The sequence below is a fragment of the Gammaproteobacteria bacterium genome (genome assembly GCA_035501935.1).
Classification (GTDB): Bacteria; Pseudomonadota; Gammaproteobacteria; order JAJPIJ01; family JAJPIJ01; genus JAJPIJ01.
In genome coordinates this window covers 37,805-53,495 of the sequence record DATJVC010000024.1, presented here as the reverse complement: position 1 = coordinate 53,495, position 15,691 = coordinate 37,805, and the positions used below count along the sequence as shown (strand labels likewise).

Genomic DNA, 15,691 nt, shown 5'->3' with positions numbered 1-15,691 from the left:
CGGCTGTTCTTACACGATCATCCGGGTGAAGCGACGCACCGCCATCAACAAGACCAGCAAACCGAGAAAGGCCAGCGCGACCGCGTCGATCCACAATTCGGCAACGCCGGCCCCGCGCAGGATGACGCCACGGGAAATGTCGACCATGTAAGTCGCGGGGACGAAATAACTCATGCCATAGAACACCAGCGGCATGGTATCGCGCGGAAAGATGTAACCGGAGAGAAAAATACTGGGCAACGTCGTCATCATGGCCAGTTGCATGGCCTCGGCCTGCGAGTTGGCCTTGGTGGAAATCAGCGTCCCGATGGTCAGATTGACAAACAGGTAGCCGGTGGATAATACAATCAGCAGCAGCGCGTTGCCGTGGATCGGCACCTGGAACACATAACGCATGAAGATCAGGATGGCGCTGAGTTCCAGCACGCCGAGCGCGAAATAAGGCATGATTTTGCCGAGCAGAATGCCGAGGGGACGCGCCGGCGTCACCAGCAACTGTTCGAGTGTGCCGCGTTCCTTCTCGCGCACAATGGAAAAAGCGGTCAGCATGGTGGTGACAAACAACAGCAGCACGGCCGTGAGTCCGGGCAGGAAAAAGTTGGGCGAGCGCGAATCGGGGTTGAACATCAATTTGGGCCGGACCTCGATCGGCACGGCGACTCCGGCGGGCAGCAGGCGCCGCAGCGACTCGTCCAGGCCGATCTGGCTGGAGACGTTCACCGCCTGGCCGGCGACCGAGGAATCGGAACCATCCACCATCACCATGACCTGCGCGCTGCGGCCGTCGAGCAGATCGCGGGCGAAATTCACCGGAATCTTGATGCCGACACGGGCGCGGCCGGCGATCATCTCTTCATTGAGTTCGCGATCGGAGCGCACGTATTTTATGATGCGGAAGGTATCAGAGTTGCGCAGACGATCGAGCAGGGCGCGGCTGTCGAAGGTTCCGCGATCCGACGGTGTGGCCGTCTGGCTGGCGCCGCTTTCGTCCAGAACCACGGTCGGTACCTGCCGGACATTTGTATCGATGGCTGCCCCCAGAATGGTCATCTGCAAAATGGGCATGATGAAGGAGAACATGATGGCCATGCGATCGCGCCGGGCATGGATCACCTCCTTGTAAAAGATGGCCCCCAACCCGCGAAAAGGATTGATCATGCGCTCGCTCCGGATTGCCGCTGGTGACGGTAGGTCAGTTCCACGAACACATCCTCCAGGCTGGGCGTCAGCGGACGGATTTCCTCGATGCGCGCGCCGCGGGCGCGCAACGCGCCCGCCAACTCCTCTTGATTGAGGGATTCATCGACCAAGGCGTGTATGGAGCGACCGAAGATGGTGGCGCTGCGCATGCCGTCGAGTTGATGAGCGATTTGCAGCGCGGTGGTGACTTCGCCGGCGGTGATCTCGAATCGATGCGTGCCGGCTGGCGTGATGTCCGGCAGGGATCGCAGCGACGCGGGCGTGCCATCGGCGATCAATTTGCCGTAGTGGATGTATGCCAGATGACTGCAACGCTCGGCCTCGTCCATGTAGTGCGTGGTCACAAAGAAAGTGATGCCCTGACCCGACAACTGGAACAACAAATCCCAAAGCTGGCGCCGCGCCACGGGGTCTATACCGGCGGTGGGCTCGTCGAGGTAGAGTATTTTCGGTTCGTGAAGCATGGCGCAACCGAGCGCAAGACGCTGCTTCCAGCCGCCGGACAAACGCCCCGCCAGCCGGTTACGATAGGTACCGATCTGATTCTGCTCGATCACAGCCGCTATTTTCCGTTCCAGCGACCGGCCGCGCAGTCCGTAGACCTTGCCATAGAAGCGCAGGTTTTCCAGCACCGTCAGGTCGTCGTACAGACTGAACTTCTGGCTCATGTAGCCGATGCGACTGCGGACGCTGTCGGGGTCGGTACGCACATCGATGCCGTCGACCCACGCGCCGCCACCGCTCAAGGGCAGGATGCCGATCAGCATCTTGATGGTGACGGTCTTGCCGCTGCCATTCGGTCCCAGAAACCCGAAGATTTCCCCCTTCTCCACGGTGAAACTGACGCCGTCGACGGCGGTGAAATCACCGAAGCGGCGTACCAGATTCTCAGCGCGTATTGCCGGCATTATCTGTTTCCCCGGCGAACCTCACTTCGGCGCTGACGCCTGCGCGCAGGCGGTCGCGCGGGTTATCGACGCGCAATTTGACGCCGATGACCTGATGAACGCGTTCCTCGCGGGTCTGCACGTTACGTGGCAGAAATTCGGCCTGCTGCCGGATTTGTTCAACCTTCGCTGAAAAAATCTCGCCGGGATAGGCGTCGACACTGACCCTGGCGTTCTGACCCACATGCACCAAGCCGATCTGGGTCTCCGGAACGTATACCACGACATAAAGCTGATCAGCCTCCAGCAGCTTGGCCACGATTGCATTGGGCGGCAGGAGATCACCCGGCCGCCGGTCAAGTACCTCCACCACGGCGGCGGTGGGGGCGCGGACTTCATGTTCGGCCCAGCGGGCCTGCGCCTCCTCCAATTCGCCCTGCGCCTGTGCGGCATCGGCGCGGGCAGCGTCGATGTCCTCCTGCCGGAAACCGCGCTCGGTGCGTTCCGAAACGGCCTGTGCGGCGCGCAAACGGCCCTCGGCCCCGGCCACGGCATAGTCCGCCGCCCGGAGCGCGGCCTTTGTGGTGTCCAGTTTGGCTTGGGCGTCATCCTGTGATTGCGCCGGCAGGGCGCCGGTACGGACCAAATCCCGCACGCGCCGGAAACTCTGCTCGGCATCGATTGCATCGGCTGCGGCGCGTTCGCGATCCGCACGCGCCTGCGCGATCGCCTCGATGAGGTAGCCGCGATCATTGGCGCCCTTGCTGGTGGCCGCCAGCGCTTCAGCGATGTCTTCGGGGCGAGAACCGTGTTCCAGCTTTTCCAGGTTGGCGTGGGCGGAATCCAGATGGCCTTGCGCCTGATCGACCCTGGCTTTGAGTTCGGCGTCGTCAAATACCACCAGCAACTGACCCGCCGTCATGTGATCGCCTTCATGCGCCAACACCTGTGTGATGCGTCCGCCGATCTTGGAGCCGACATCGATATTACGCGCCTCCAGAGTGCCGGAGACCACCAGGCCATTATCCGCGGATTCTTTGAAATTAAACCAATCGAAGGCGACCGCCGCGGGTATGGCAATGCCTGGCAGCAACAGCAGGAGGAACCGTCGGTTCATCGCTGATCCCTTTTTGCGAACGCAGACTCGGCGCGGGCCGGCGCGCCCGTGCCCGACCAGAGCAAATCAACGGACTGTTCGATCCAATCGACGAGATTCAAATCGGAGTGACTGGACCAGACCAGCTGCGCGCCCAGCATGGTCTGCTGTAGCATGCGGGCCAGCACCAGCGGCGATATGTCGCGGCGAATTTCGCCACGACGCTGGCCTTCTTTGAACAGGATGGCAACGTTGCTGCGACCCAAGGCCAGCAGTTCTGCAAATTTGCGCGACAAGGTCTCGTTGGACAGCATGGCGCCGAACATGACGCGCCAAAGACGCTGATTGCCACGCCATTCGGAAACGATGTCTTCCACCATGCGGGTAATCAGATCGCGGATGGATTTTTCAGTCGTCTTCGACGTCGCGACAGCCGTCACTTTTGCGATCTGTAATTCGCCAAAGGCGATGACCAAGTGCTCCTTGCTCGGGAAATAGTTGAAAAACGTGCCCTTGCCGATGTCGGTCGCTTCGGTGATGGCTTCAATCGTGGTATTGGCGTAACCCCGTTCGGCGAACAAGCGCAGGGCGGTTTGCAGAATGCGCCGCGCGGTCTGCGCGCGGCGCCGCTCGCGGCGATCGCCGTCCACGGGAGGTGTCCTCGGAATTTTATGAATGCTGGCCATAATAATGACTGTAGGTCATGTATGACTATCAGTCATATAATTTGCCGTGTCAATATCGGGCTTGCACCTGTGGTCAGGGAATGTAGACGGGAACGTCACCGTGTTCAGGTGCGATGAATGACCGCCGATCCGCACCGAAGATGGTGTAAGGCGTTTAGGCGCTTTGTTTCTGCTCTTGATCCGCCGACACGTAGACAAGCCGGTCGGGGGAAAAATCACAGCGGAACAGACTACCCTTGCCAGGCGTACTTTCAATGTGCAGGCGCGCCTGATGCCGCTGCAATACATGCTTGACGATGGCCAGTCCCAGACCCGTGCCGCCGGTCTCGCGCGAACGACCCTGATCGACACGGTAGAAACGCTCGGTGATGCGCGGCAGGTGATGTTCGGGGATGCCGATGCCGTTATCCTCGACGCTGAAATGACCGCCATGCTCGTCGCTGTACCAACGCACGCGAATGACGCCGCGCGCCGGGGTGTATTGGACGGCATTGACGATCAGGTTGGAAAAGGCGCTGTACAATTCACTTTCCGCGCCCAGCAGGCGGAGGCCGGCGTCGGCCTCGAGTGAGAACAAATGCCGGCGCTCACCGCTGAAGGCCTGGGCCTCGGCATGGATCCGACCCAGCATATCGGCCACGGCAATCTCCCCGCGTCCGGCGGATTGCTCATTCTGCTCCAGGCGTGACAACAGCAGCAGATCGCGAATGACGTTGGCCATGCGCTCGGTGTGGTTTTCGACCTGCGCCAGCAATGGCTGCCAGACTGCCGGGCAGTTTTTCTTATCCGCACGCAGGGTTTCAATGTAACCGCGCACCACGGTCAGCGGCGTGCGCAACTCATGTGAAACGTTGGCAACGAAATCGCGCCGCATCTCGTTCAAACGGTGCAGGCGGGTGACGTCGCGAGCGACGAACAGGCGCTGATCCTCCGTATAAGGCACGACGCGCAGACTCAGATGCACCCCGGGTTTGGATGGCGAGGGCAGCTCCACCGACTGTTCCTGCAAGTCCGGATTGTTCAACAGATCAACCACCGCTGGATCGCGCACCAAATGCGTCAGCCGCTGCTTGGCATCATCCGGCCAGCGGATGCCGAGGTATTCGGCCGCCGCCGTATTGGCCCACTGAATGCCGCCATCCGCATCCAGGATGATGGTGGCGTCCGGCAAAGCGGTCGTGGCGTCCTGGAATTGCTTGAGCACCTTGGACAATTTGCGTTTGCGGCGGCGGTGGCGGGCGTGGAGATAATCGATTTCTCGGCAAAGCTCCTCGAAAATTCCCGGGCTGTCAGGGGCCTCCCCATCCATCCGGATTCGCAGCCAATGCAATAAACGTTGCAAATGGCGGATATGCCAGACCAGCAGGCCCAACGCCGCACAAAGTAGGCCGGCAAGCGTCTGTCCGGCAAGCGCACCGAGTATGCCGCCGCCTGACAACCACAGTATGAGACGCCAAATATCGGGAGACATGGTATTGACTGTTACCGCCTGTGAAACATGATACCGCTACCGATGCATCCTGCAAACCGCGGTAAACAACATGTTGGAAAGCCCGGCCCAGGACTTTTCCAAATTCAAAATATGTCTGTGGGATTATTCGCGAGTGGAAAAACGATAGCCGACACTGCGCACAGTCTGAATAAAATGATCATAACGATGACCGCTTAACACCTTGCGCAACCGGCGGATATGCACGTCCACGGTGCGCTCGTCGATATAGACCTGATTGCCCCAGACCTGATCGAGCAGTTGGCTGCGGCTGTAGACCCGCTCAGGATGGGTAATGAAAAAATGCAACAGGCGAAATTCGGTGGGGCTGAGCGTCAGCGTGGCGCCCTGGGCCGTCACGCGATGCGTTTCGGCATCCAACCGCAAACCCTCGACTTCCACGCTCTCGGCCGGCCGGTGGGCGTGACTGCGACGGAGTACGGCCTTGATGCGGGCCAGCAGCTCCTTGGTGGAGAACGGTTTGGTAATGTAATCATCCACCCCGCTGTCCAGACCCGAGACCTTGTCGCTTTCCTCGCCACGGGCGGTGAGCATGATAATGGGCACGTCGCGTGTCTTGATTTCACGCTTCAACCCGCGCGCCAAATCAATGCCGCTGACGCCGGGCAGCATCCAGTCCAACAATATCAATTGGGGCGGGTGTTCCTGTATGGCCTGCCGCGCTTCATCCGCCGTCGCCGCCTCCTGGCAACGGTAGCCGCCGCCGCTTAAAGCGAAGGCCAGCATTTGCCGAATCGCCGGCTCGTCATCCACGATCAATACGCTCAAGCCCTTGCTCACAAGTTGATTTATTCGCCGCGCAGTCTAGGTCGGAAATTATGACAGGCGTATGAAAATTATTAATTCATCACTGTCATCGAATCGTCATCTTATCGCAATCAGGCTGTCACAAGGCCTGTTTAATGTTCATCGCACAACAACGACCGCCCACCAACGGCGCGGCATCCTGTGCCAATTAAAAATTTTTTAGAGGAGAAGATCATGCTGCTCAATCGTTCGCATTGTAAACCGCTGCTTGGAGCATTTCTGGCCGCTTTCTCGATAGCCGCCACCACCCCGGCACTTGCCGCCAATGATGCCATGTTGGAGTTGCTGCGGGTGCTCAAGGATAAGGGCACCATCGACCAGCAGACCTATGAGCAGTTGAAGGGGGTTGCCCAGGTCGAGGGCGAACAGATCACGAAGGAACAGGAGGATCTCAAGAAGTCCACCAAGGAGACCACCGAAAAGGTCGCCAAAGAGATGCCCAAGATCGACACCAAGGGCAAAATCCAGGTTTCCTCGCCGGACGGCGATTTCACCTGGCAGTTTATTGGCCGCGTGCAGGCGGACTACGATGCCATTGACTCCGACTCCAAGACGAACAAGATAGGCAGCGGCGGCGAGTTGCGGCGCGCGCGTCTCGGCATTCAGGGCAAGATGTGGCACAACTGGTTGTACAAGTTCGAATGGGATTTCCCAGGTAACGCGGCCAAGGACGCCTTCGTGGGCTATACCGAGGACAAGGGAACTTGGTTTGTCAAGGCGGGCCAGCAGGCCTTCCCGTTTGGCCTCGTGACTTATTCCAGCGACAATTTCACTCTGTTTGTGGAACGTCCATTGCTCGGTGAGAAGCTGCAGGATGAATATGACATCGGCTTGGGCGGCTTAATCCATGGCGAGAAGTTGTGGACCTTACAAGGTGGCGTCTTTACCGGCAACTTCACAAACACGCCACCGACATCGAGTACGGGGGCTTGCGGCGGAGTCAGTGGTACCAAAAACAATCGTGGTTGTAGTGAGGTGCTCGGTGGTGTGGTGCGCGGAACCGTCAACCCCTACATGCCGGATGCCAACCACTTGGTGCATGTCGGCGGCGCAGCCTGGTATCGCGACCCACAGAAAACAGTGATAAATGTTGCTGCTCAGGCAGGGCGCTTCAACAGGTCGCCGACACTGCTAACCACCGCGCCTTTCTTCCAGTACCAAGGCGGGGCGAATAACGGCCGCAGCAATATCGATGACATTTTCGCCTGGAACGCAGAAGGCGCCGTGGTCTGGGGTCCGTTTCATCTCCAAACCGAATACACCCAGTGGGATGTGGATCGCAGCAGCAATTTTCTGACGGCGAGCTATAACGGTAAGACAGCGACCCTACAGGGCTATTACGCCGAGGCCGGCTTTTTCCTGACCCCGGGTGACAGCATGAATTTCGACGCAGCTAATGCCGCTTGGGGCCCGGTACAGCCAAAGTCACCGGTGGGCAAGGGCGGCTGGGGCGCTCTGCAAGTGGCCGTGCGGTATGACACACTGGATTTGAACGACACCAAAGCACTGGTGGAAGGCGGTGAAGAGGAGGCCGTTTCCGCTGGCGTCAATTGGTATGTGAACGCCAATATGCGCTTCATGGCCGACTATATCCAAGTCATCAATCTGGATACGCTAAAAGATTCCACACCGACCACCCCCCTGCTGAAGGGCACCTCCTTCGTATTCAATCATGAAAACCCGAGTGCGTTCGTGGCGCGCGCGCAGGTGTTCTGGTAAGAAAATTCATACAGGTTCCTTCTAACGCAGTTTGTTCCCTGCAAGCCTCCGCCCCCGGTGGGACATCCGCCGGGGGCGTTTCTTTATTAACAATACGGGCCGAATTCTTCGAGAATCGCCCCCGCACCTCTCGACAGCAGATCCTCGGCCAGACTCCGGCCCAGCAGTTCCAACTCATCTACCGGGCCGCTGATCTCACCCCGGATGATTTCAGTGCCATCAGGACGGCCCACCAGGGCGCGTAAAATCAATTGTGGGCCGTGTAATGACGCATGGCCGGCAATGGGCACCTGACAACCGCCGCCCAACCCCCGATTGAGCGCCCGTTCGGCCAGCACACAGGTCAAAGTGTCGGTATCATTCAGGGGCGTGATCAATTCCAATACACGCGCATCATTGCTGCGACACTGAATGCCGATGGCGCCCTGGCCAATCGCCGGCAGCATGGTTTCGACAGGCAAATGCTGGCGCACATGCCCCTCCAGCCCCAGCCGTTTGACGCCGGCAGCGGCAAGTACGATGGCGTCGTATTCACCAGCCTCCAGTTTCTTGACGCGCGTGCCGATGTTGCCGCGCAAGGACAGTACTTTCACGTCATCGCGCCAGGCCTTGAGTTGACACTGCCGGCGCAGGCTGGCGGTGCCCACGCGCGCACCGTGTGGCAAGGCGTCGAGATCGGCGTGATGAATTGACAGGAGTACATCGCGCACGTCCTCCCGTTTAAGCATCACCGGCACCGCGAGGCCGGCGGGTATCTCCACGGTCACGTCTTTCATTGAATGCACGGCGATGTCGGCACGGCGACCAAGCAGACTGTCCTCCAGCTCTTTGGTGAACAGACCCTTGCCGCCGACTGCAGCCAGCGGGCTGTTGAGAATTTTATCGCCGCGCGTCCGCATGCCGATGATCTGCACATCCAGCCAGGGATGGTGCGCCAGTAGCGCATCGCGCACATGTGTCGCCTGCCAGAGGGCCAGCGGGCTCTTGCGGGTGGCGATGGCGAGCGATGTCAAGGGAGACACGGGCGGTTATACTGCAGCGATGGTCCGCCTATGCTACGCGGCCCGGAGTGAATAGCGCAAACCGTGCATGGCGATGTAAAGAGACTCACGGAAATGTCCATCAAACTGGCGGTCGTCATGGATCCCCTGCCGGGGATCCACATCGAGAAGGACACCACCTTCGCGCTGATGCTGGCGGCGCAGGCACGCGGCTATGCGCTGTCCTATCTGGAGTTGAACGATTTGCTGCTGCGCGACGGCGAGGCGCTCGGCCGGGCGCGAGGCGTGGAAGTGCGCGATGATGCACAGGACTGGTACGCGCTGGGGGCTTCGGCCATGCGACCGCTCGCCGAGTTCGATGGCATCCTCATGCGCAAGGATCCGCCATTCAACATGGAATACATCTACGCCACCTATCTGCTGGAGCAGGCGGAGCGGCGTGGCGCGCTGGTGGTCAACCGCCCGCAATCATTGCGCGACGCGAACGAAAAACTGTTCACCGCCTGGTTTCCGCAATGCTGCCCGCCGACACTGGTCAGCCGCGAGGACGACGTATTGCGCGCCTTCGTGGAGGAGCATCACGAAGTGGTGCTGAAGCCCCTCGACGGCATGGGCGGTGTCTCCATCTTCCGCGTGCACCTGGGTGACGCCAATCTGAGCGTGATCCTCGAGGCCATGACCGATCACGGCCGCAAATTTGTCATGGCGCAACGCTATCTGCATGACATCGCCCAAGGCGACAAACGCATCCTGATGATCGATGGCGAGCCGGTGGAGTACGCGCTGGCGCGCATCCCGGCCGCCGGTGAAACCCGCGGCAACCTGGCCGCCGGCGGTCGCGGCGAGGGCCGGCCCTTGAGTGAGCGCGATCGCTGGATCGCCGCGCAGGTGGGGCCGGTGTTGCGCGAGCGCGGCCTGCTGTTCGTGGGGCTGGACGTGATCGGAGACTATCTGACCGAGATCAACGTCACCAGCCCGACCTGCGTACGCGAACTTGAAGCGATTTACGGAATCGACATCAAGGGGCGGGTGTTGGACGCGATCGAACGGCGCTTGGGCGCACGCCGGTAATGTCCCCCGTACGCGCGCGCCACCACGGGTGAGCCCATTCGGAGTTATAATGCAGGTGTCGGGATAAAGAGGGATTCCTATTTGTCCGCAGTCAGCGCTGCTCCAATGATAACGCCGGGTGACCGTCTGGGTCTCACCCTCTGTCTGGCCTTACTTCTGCATGCGATGTTTGTTTTTGGCGTCGCCTTCAAGCCGGCGGCGGGCAAAACCACGCGCTACAACATGATGGAGATCGTGCTGGTGCAGAGCCGCTCCGAGACGCCACCCCCGGACGCCGATCGACTGGCCCAAGCCAATCATCTCGGCGGTGGAGAATCGGAAGAAAACGCCCGTCCCGCCACGCCGTTTCGCGCCGTGCTGCCCGCCACCTTTGGCCCCCTCCCGCCGGCATCAGCGGCGTCCCCCGTCCGCGTGATCAGCACCAAGCCGCTGACTCCGCCTGCGCACATATCACCGCCGCCGACATTCGCAACTGCACATGAACTTATTGCCGAGGTTCCAGCACCGCAGCCGGTGAGTCCGACGAAACCGAAGCTGAAACCAATTAAAAAGATCGAAAAGACCACTCAGGAAGAAATAACCCGGGAAGTCGCACAAGAGAAAAAGCCGGTGGAGGAACAAACCGTCGCACAAGCGTCACCGCCTGCACCCGTGCCGACGGCGGCGACCCTCGTGGCGAGGAGCTTCGCCATCGCCAGCCTCGATGCGGAGATCGAGGAACGCGAAAATGCCATCGCCAAGCGCCCGCGGCGCAAGTTCATTTCCGCCAGCACGCGTGAATACAAATATGCCGCCTATATGGAGGCCTGGCGCGCCAAGGTCGAACGCGTGGGCAACCTCAACTATCCGGACGAGGCCCGGCGCAAAAAACTTTCCGGCAGCCTGATCCTGGATGTCGCGTTGAACTCGGACGGCTCCATCAATGAAATCAGCGTGCGGCGCCCCTCCGGCCAGGCCGTGCTCGACGACGCCGCAATCCGTATCGTCAGAATGGCCGCACCCTACGCGCCGTTCCCGGAGGATTTCGTCAAGGAAGTCGACATCCTGCACATCACCCGAACCTGGCAGTTCCAGAGCAGCGAGCATTTTGCCGCGCAGTGACAACTCATTTTGCGTGAGACTGGACAAGCTGCGCGCAATGGCGCGGCGCCCGCTGTCAGCGAAATGGTGGGGGTAAAAATAACGATAAAGAACAATCAACTGTCCGGCCGCTTGAGAATTGTCGACTTCGCGCCGATACTTATTACATGGAAGCGTTGAATTTGACCAACCAATTTTTGATTGCCATGCCGACGCTGGCGGACCCGAATTTCAGCCAGACCGTGACGTATATCTGCGCCCATAGTGAAGAGGGCGCCATGGGCATTGTCATCAACCGGCCGATGAACATCGCTCTGGGCGAAGTTTTCTCACAGATGAAAATGGCGACCGCCGATCCACAAATCAACAGCCGGCTGGTGTTCAACGGGGGGCCGGTGCAGCCTGATCGTGGTTTCGTGCTGCATCGTCCCATGGGGACATGGAGTTCCAATTTACAAGTCAGCACGGAGATTGGCGTTGCCACCTCGCGCGATATTCTGGAGGCCATCTCCAAGGGCGAGGGGCCGGCGGATGCGCTGGTGGCGTTGGGCTATGCCGGTTGGGGTGCGGGTCAGTTGGAACGCGAAATGCTGGACAACTCCTGGCTCAGCGCGCCGGCAAACCAGGACATATTATTCCGCCTGTCGCCTGAGGATCGCTGGCAGGCCGCCGTCGCCCTGCTCGGCATACGGGCCGATAGTTTATCCACCGAGGCCGGCCATGCATGAATGGGGCGGTATTAACAGTCATGGGCTTCGACTACGGTACGCGGCGCATCGGCGTGGCAGTGGGGCAGACCCTGACGCGAACGGCGAGCCCGCTGCGCAGCGTTCCCGTGCACGCCCGGCGCCCTGATTGGGATCGGATCACGGCATGGGTGAGTGAATATCAGCCGCAGAAGTTTATTGTGGGCCTGCCCCTGAGTCACGATGAACGCCCGCATCCCCTGACCGATCAAGTCAAACGCTTCAGCCGCCAGCTTACGGATCGCTTCCGCTTGCCCGTGGAATTCATTGATGAGCGCCTGTCGTCGCATGAGGCGGTGGGCGCTGCCGCGGACATCGACGCCGAAGCGGCGCGGATCATCCTGGAGTCGTGGCTGCGGGAACACGACGCCCGCTCGCCCGCATCTTCCGCGCACACATGAAGCGGGTAAAGACCGCGCCGGAAGATCGAGATGTCCCGAAGATGCTGACCGGCATGGCTGCAGATCTGCGCGCATTTCTGAAATCCAACGGTCGGCACCCCGTCGCGGTCATCGGCGTGCGCACCGGCGGGGTGTGGATCGCCGATGCCCTGCGGCGTCATCTCAATATCCACGAACCGCCAGGCGCGCTGAACATTGCCTATCACCGCGACGATTTCGAGCGCGTGGGGATCCATCCCACCGTCGAGCCCTCCAATTTGCCCTTCACGATCACCGACCGTCACATCCTGCTGGTGGACGACATCCTTTACACCGGCCGCACCGTGCGCGCGGCCCTGAACGAGATCTTCGATTATGGTCGGCCGGCCAGCGTGACGCTCGCCGTACTGGTGGATCGCGGCGGACGGGAACTGCCCATCCGGGCGGATATCGCAGGCATGTCGTTATCACTCAAGCCCAGGGAACATGTTAAACTGCTTGGCCCAGACCCACTGCGATTGAGTCTGATGAAGAGTACCAAGACGGCATGAAGAAGGAACGCGACCTCCAGATCAATGCCCACGGCCGTCTCCAGCATTTTTTAACCATCGAAGGTTTGCCTCGCGAACTGCTGATCGAGATCCTGGATCGGGCGGAAGGTTTTGCCGGTATCGGCGGACGGGCGGTGAAGAAAGTTCCCCTCCTGCGCGGCAAGACCATAGTCAACCTGTTCTTCGAACCCAGTACGCGCACGCGCACCACCTTCGAGCTGGCGGCCAAGCGCCTGTCCGCCGACGTGCTGAACCTCAACATCGAGAGTTCCTCGGCCAAAAAGGGCGAGACGCTGCTGGACACGCTGCGTAATCTGGAGGCCATGCACTGCGACATGTTCGTGGTGCGGCATCACCTGAGCGGGGCCGCCCATTTCATCGCCCGTCACGTAACGCCGCACATCAGTGTCATCAATGGCGGCGATGGGCGGCATGCACATCCAACGCAGGCGATGCTCGACGCCTATACCATCCGCCGCCACAAGCGCGACTTCACGCGGCTCAAGGTCGCCGTCGTCGGCGATATCTTGCACTCGCGCGTCGCGCGATCAGAAATTCACGCGCTCAAAACACTGGGTGTGCCGGAAGTACGCGTCGTTGGTCCGCGCACGCTGATCCCCGCCGGCGTCGAGACGCTCGGTGTGCGCGTGTTCCATGACATCGAGACGGGCTTGCGCGATGTCGACGTGATCGTGATGCTGCGGTTGCAGACCGAGCGCATGCGCGGGGCGCTGCTACCTGGCGCCGCGGAATACTTCCATCTGTATGGCTTGACGCCGGCACGGTTGAAGCTCGCCCATCCGGACGCCATTGTCATGCACCCGGGGCCCATCAACCGCGGGGTGGAAATCGATTCGCAGGTGGCCGACGGTGTCCGCTCGGTAATCCTGCAACAGGTCAGCCATGGTATTGCCGTGCGCATGGCGGTGATGGCGATGACCGCCGGCAGCCAGGCGAACTAACGTGAACCTGCACATCAAAAATGGCCGTATTATCGACCCCGCCAACGAGATCGACGCGGTGGCGGATCTGTACATCGCCGACGGACGGATCGCCGCCGTTGGCCGTGCACCGCGGGATTTCCGCGCTGCGGAGGTCATCGACGCGAAGAAATTCATCGTCTCCCCCGGCTGGGTGGATTTGAGCGCTCGCCTGCGCGAACCGGGCCAGGATCAGAAAGCCACCATCGCTGGCGAAACCCGGGCGGCCGCGGCCGGCGGCGTGACCACGTTGTGCTGTCCGCCCGATACCCGCCCGGTAATTGACACACCGGCGGTGGTGGAACTCATCCACCAGCGGGCGGCCCAGTCGGGCCGAGCGCGCGTGGTCTGCCTGGGCGCGCTCACCCAAGAACTCAAGGGTGAAGTGCTGGCGGCCATGCACAGCCTGAAACGAGCCGGCTGTGTGGGTGTCAGCAATGCCATGGCGCCGATGGTCAATACCGAGGTGTTGCGCCGGGCATTGGAATACGCCCGCACCTGTGACCTGACCGTGTTCCTGCATGCGGAGGACGCCTGGCTGGCCGGACAAGGGTGCATCCATGAAGGCGCGTTCAGCACCCGGTTGGGCCTGCCGGGCATTCCCGAAACCGCCGAGACCGTGGCGGTTGCCCGCGATCTGCTCTTGATCGAACATACCGGCGCCCGTGCTCATTTCTGCCGTTTGTCCACCGCCCGCGCCGCCATGCTGGTGGCCGAGGCCATGCGTCGCGGTCTGCCGGTCACCACCGATGTGAGCGTGCAGCACTTGTTCCACACCGACGCCGAGACCGCGGGGTTTAACAGTGCTTATCACGTGCGGCCGCCGTTTCGATCCCCGCTTGACCGCGATGGCTTGCGCAAGGCGTTGCGGGCGGGTGTGATCAGCGCCGTCTGCTCGGATCACCAACCCCAGGATCAAGATGCGCAGCGCCAGCCCTTTGCGGCCACCGAACCGGGCATCTCGGCGTTGGAGACCTGGCTGCCGTTGATGCTGCGGCTGGTTCGCGACAAGGTCCTCGACCTTCCCGCTGCCGTCGCCGCCTGTACCATCAAGCCGGCGCGGATATTGGGCTCCCCCGCCGGAACACTGACGGCGGGTGCCAGTGCGGATGTGTGTATTTTTGATCCACAGGAGGACTGGGTTGTCGCGGAGGACACCTTGCTCAGCACGGGAAAAAATACCCCGCTTCTCGGCGAGCACGTGCAGGGCCGGGTACGTGTAACCCTGCTGGGCGGAAAGGTGATCCATCGCGCAGCCCGTTCATCGCCATCCCGATCATGGCGGCGATCCGCACGAAAACGACCTTCCGGGGAATAACGCGCTTCAAAAGTTCGAAGTGCTCAGGGATCGCCCACTTGGACGGCGTAACCGTGCCCGAGAAAATCCCGACCCACCAGCATTTTCTCGGCGAAGGCGCTGCGATCATTGAGATTGACCAAGAGGCGTTCCTTGCGTCCATGGAAGATCAGCGTCAAGTAAACGTGATAACGCCACTCGCGGCAATCGCCGGTGCGCACGCTTTTGACATCGGATACCGTTGAGTCCAAGGTCACCGATTCATCCTTTTCATTGACCAACGTGAAGTGGATTGGTTTGCCGATGTCACGTCGCGGATGGGACTCATCGGCCCCGTTCACTGTAATGTCGCGGGCATTGATGGAGGAGATTGCCGCGCCGGTATCCAGCCTCGCCACGAATGTGATTGGTCCCTCGGCGATGACAAAGGGTTCTGTCGCATGGATGACATGGCCGCCGCGCAAAAGATATCCGGCCCATACGCCGATGCCGAGGGTCAGACTCAAGGCGACAAGGAGAGATCGAGATGGGGACAAGCAGAAACCTCAATTCAATGAATGGCGCGGCAATCTGGAGCGTGGTTGAGGACCATTGTAAGGGAAGTTTGCTTTTCCAGTTAATCTTGGCCGGTAAAATTCTTGGCTTCCCGGACGGGCCGCAACCCAACCGTTTGTTTAAAG

Annotated in this window: 16 protein-coding genes; 8 read left to right on the top strand and 8 right to left on the bottom strand. The window is 60.5% G+C overall.

From position 1 onward, the window contains the following. Positions 1-9 precede the first annotated feature (9 nt). From VMH34_06190 to phoB, 6 genes are all read right to left on the bottom strand, one after another. Positions 10-1,158, bottom strand: coding sequence for an ABC transporter permease (locus VMH34_06190; GenBank protein HTT08362.1), 1,149 nt, complete (start codon positions 1,156-1,158; stop codon positions 10-12). Next, positions 1,155-2,108: an ABC transporter ATP-binding protein gene (locus tag VMH34_06185; protein HTT08361.1), complete on the bottom strand. Its 954-nt coding sequence runs from the start codon at positions 2,106-2,108 to the stop codon at positions 1,155-1,157. Before VMH34_06185 ends, VMH34_06190 begins: the two co-directional genes overlap by 4 nt. Next, positions 2,089-3,204 (bottom strand): efflux RND transporter periplasmic adaptor subunit, encoded by a 1,116-nt coding sequence (locus VMH34_06180; GenBank protein HTT08360.1) that lies wholly within the window; start codon positions 3,202-3,204, stop codon positions 2,089-2,091. Before VMH34_06180 ends, VMH34_06185 begins: the two co-directional genes overlap by 20 nt. Then, complete coding sequence (locus tag VMH34_06175) at positions 3,201-3,833, bottom strand: helix-turn-helix domain-containing protein (GenBank protein ID HTT08359.1); 633 nt, start codon at positions 3,831-3,833, stop codon at positions 3,201-3,203. Before VMH34_06175 ends, VMH34_06180 begins: the two co-directional genes overlap by 4 nt. A 190-nt stretch (positions 3,834-4,023) precedes the next feature. After that, the gene (gene phoR / locus VMH34_06170; protein HTT08358.1) at positions 4,024-5,340 is read right to left on the bottom strand and encodes a phosphate regulon sensor histidine kinase PhoR; all 1,317 of its coding nucleotides are present in this window, start codon (positions 5,338-5,340) and stop codon (positions 4,024-4,026) included. A gap of 123 nt (positions 5,341-5,463) precedes the next feature. Next, positions 5,464-6,159 carry a phosphate regulon transcriptional regulator PhoB gene (gene phoB / locus VMH34_06165; protein HTT08357.1) on the bottom strand — a complete coding sequence of 232 codons (696 nt, stop codon included), beginning with the start codon at positions 6,157-6,159 and terminating at the stop codon, positions 5,464-5,466. A 201-nt stretch (positions 6,160-6,360) separates the two neighbouring features. Between phoB and VMH34_06160 the strand changes: the two genes are divergently transcribed. Next, complete coding sequence (locus VMH34_06160) at positions 6,361-7,905, top strand: porin (GenBank protein HTT08356.1); 1,545 nt, start codon at positions 6,361-6,363, stop codon at positions 7,903-7,905. A gap of 86 nt (positions 7,906-7,991) precedes the next feature. Here VMH34_06160 and hemC read toward each other — a convergent pair whose 3' ends face one another. Beyond that, positions 7,992-8,927 carry a hydroxymethylbilane synthase gene (hemC, locus tag VMH34_06155; GenBank protein ID HTT08355.1) on the bottom strand — a complete coding sequence of 312 codons (936 nt, stop codon included), beginning with the start codon at positions 8,925-8,927 and terminating at the stop codon, positions 7,992-7,994. Positions 8,928-9,020: 93 nt separating this feature from the next. On the opposite strand from hemC, the gene gshB reads away from it, so the two are divergent. From gshB to VMH34_06120, 7 genes are all read left to right on the top strand, one after another. Next, positions 9,021-9,977 (top strand): glutathione synthase, encoded by a 957-nt coding sequence (gshB, locus tag VMH34_06150; GenBank protein ID HTT08354.1) that lies wholly within the window; start codon positions 9,021-9,023, stop codon positions 9,975-9,977. Positions 9,978-10,082: 105 nt separating this feature from the next. Next, positions 10,083-11,078, top strand: coding sequence for a TonB family protein (locus tag VMH34_06145; GenBank protein HTT08353.1), 996 nt, complete (start codon positions 10,083-10,085; stop codon positions 11,076-11,078). A gap of 146 nt (positions 11,079-11,224) precedes the next feature. Next, the gene (locus VMH34_06140) at positions 11,225-11,785 is read left to right on the top strand and encodes a YqgE/AlgH family protein (GenBank protein ID HTT08352.1); all 561 of its coding nucleotides are present in this window, start codon (positions 11,225-11,227) and stop codon (positions 11,783-11,785) included. Then, positions 11,782-12,204, top strand: coding sequence for a Holliday junction resolvase RuvX (gene ruvX / locus VMH34_06135; protein HTT08351.1), 423 nt, complete (start codon positions 11,782-11,784; stop codon positions 12,202-12,204). Before VMH34_06140 ends, ruvX begins: the two co-directional genes overlap by 4 nt. 41 nt (positions 12,205-12,245) lie before the next feature. Beyond that, positions 12,246-12,734 (top strand): bifunctional pyr operon transcriptional regulator/uracil phosphoribosyltransferase PyrR, encoded by a 489-nt coding sequence (pyrR, locus tag VMH34_06130; protein HTT08350.1) that lies wholly within the window; start codon positions 12,246-12,248, stop codon positions 12,732-12,734. Beyond that, positions 12,731-13,696 carry an aspartate carbamoyltransferase catalytic subunit gene (locus VMH34_06125; protein HTT08349.1) on the top strand — a complete coding sequence of 322 codons (966 nt, stop codon included), beginning with the start codon at positions 12,731-12,733 and terminating at the stop codon, positions 13,694-13,696. The genes pyrR and VMH34_06125 overlap by 4 nt, the downstream gene beginning before the upstream one ends. A gap of 1 nt (position 13,697) precedes the next feature. Next, a complete protein-coding gene (locus tag VMH34_06120) occupies positions 13,698-15,032 on the top strand; it encodes a dihydroorotase (protein HTT08348.1) in 1,335 nt (444 codons plus the stop codon). A gap of 23 nt (positions 15,033-15,055) precedes the next feature. Here the strand turns inward: VMH34_06120 and VMH34_06115 are convergent, their stop codons facing one another. Continuing rightward, positions 15,056-15,517, bottom strand: coding sequence for a RimK/LysX family protein (locus VMH34_06115; protein ID HTT08347.1), 462 nt, complete (start codon positions 15,515-15,517; stop codon positions 15,056-15,058). Positions 15,518-15,691 lie beyond the last annotated feature (174 nt).

Excerpts from the sequence above, each read along its gene's own strand:
- VMH34_06160 (HTT08356.1), top strand. The coding sequence starts at position 6,361 with ATGCTGCTCAATCGTTCGCATTGTAAACCGCTGCTTGGAGCATTTCTG.
- VMH34_06140 (HTT08352.1), top strand. The coding sequence starts at position 11,225 with ATGGAAGCGTTGAATTTGACCAACCAATTTTTGATTGCCATGCCGACG.
- phoR (HTT08358.1), bottom strand. The coding sequence starts at position 5,340 with ATGTCTCCCGATATTTGGCGTCTCATACTGTGGTTGTCAGGCGGCGGC.
- VMH34_06180 (HTT08360.1), bottom strand. The coding sequence starts at position 3,204 with ATGAACCGACGGTTCCTCCTGCTGTTGCTGCCAGGCATTGCCATACCC.
- pyrR (HTT08350.1), top strand. The coding sequence starts at position 12,246 with ATGCTGACCGGCATGGCTGCAGATCTGCGCGCATTTCTGAAATCCAAC.
- VMH34_06190 (HTT08362.1), bottom strand. The coding sequence starts at position 1,158 with ATGATCAATCCTTTTCGCGGGTTGGGGGCCATCTTTTACAAGGAGGTG.
- ruvX (HTT08351.1), top strand. The coding sequence starts at position 11,782 with ATGAATGGGGCGGTATTAACAGTCATGGGCTTCGACTACGGTACGCGG.
- VMH34_06185 (HTT08361.1), bottom strand. The coding sequence starts at position 2,108 with ATGCCGGCAATACGCGCTGAGAATCTGGTACGCCGCTTCGGTGATTTC.
- gshB (HTT08354.1), top strand. The coding sequence starts at position 9,021 with ATGTCCATCAAACTGGCGGTCGTCATGGATCCCCTGCCGGGGATCCAC.
- VMH34_06125 (HTT08349.1), top strand. The coding sequence starts at position 12,731 with ATGAAGAAGGAACGCGACCTCCAGATCAATGCCCACGGCCGTCTCCAG.
- VMH34_06145 (HTT08353.1), top strand. The coding sequence starts at position 10,083 with ATGATAACGCCGGGTGACCGTCTGGGTCTCACCCTCTGTCTGGCCTTA.